This window comes from Bacillus sp. LR--39 (assembly GCF_053613335.1).
Genome location: NZ_JBSIOT010001162.1, coordinates 1 through 612, shown reverse-complemented (window position 1 = coordinate 612; position 612 = coordinate 1). Strand labels below are relative to the sequence as shown.

General features: G+C 46.1%; 1 pseudogene. It reads left to right on the top strand.

The features are described from left to right. A pseudogene (gene albD, locus ACWHAR_RS29165) lies at positions 1–612 on the top strand (antilisterial bacteriocin subtilosin biosynthesis protein AlbD); the annotation flags it as partial.

Genomic DNA, 612 nt, shown 5'->3' with positions numbered 1-612 from the left:
AATGGAAGGAATCTTATATGAAACTGAGCTGCCTGCTGCCGATTTCTTCACGGAGCTTTTGGCTCGCCCAGAGTGTCGTTTTGTTTGTCGATACCTGTTTGAGAAGAACTTTATTCTTTTTTATTTTACCGCTGTTCTTATTTGGAAACGGAACGCTGTCAGGGGCGCAAACATTGTTTTGGCTCGGCAGGTTTTCGTTTTTTACCGTTTACTCCATTATTTTCGGAGTTGTGCTAAGCAACCACTTCGTCAAAAAGAAGAACTTGATGTTTCTGCTGCATGCGGCGATATTCGCCTGTGTATGTATCAGCGCCGCTTTGATGCCGGCCGCCACGCTTCCGCTTTGCGCGGTGCATATGCTGTGGGCGGTGATCATTGACTTTCCTGTCTTTCTGCAGGCGCCTCCGCAGCAGAGCAAGATGCATTCATTTATGCGGCGATCTGAATTTTCGTTTTACAAAAGAGAATGGAACCGATTTATCTCTTCTAAAGCGATGCTGTTAAATTACGCGGTAATGGCGGCGTTCAGCGGCTTCTTTTCGTTCCAGATGATGAATACCGGCATCTTCAATCAGCAAGTGGTTTATATCGTGATTTCCGCGCTTTTGCTCA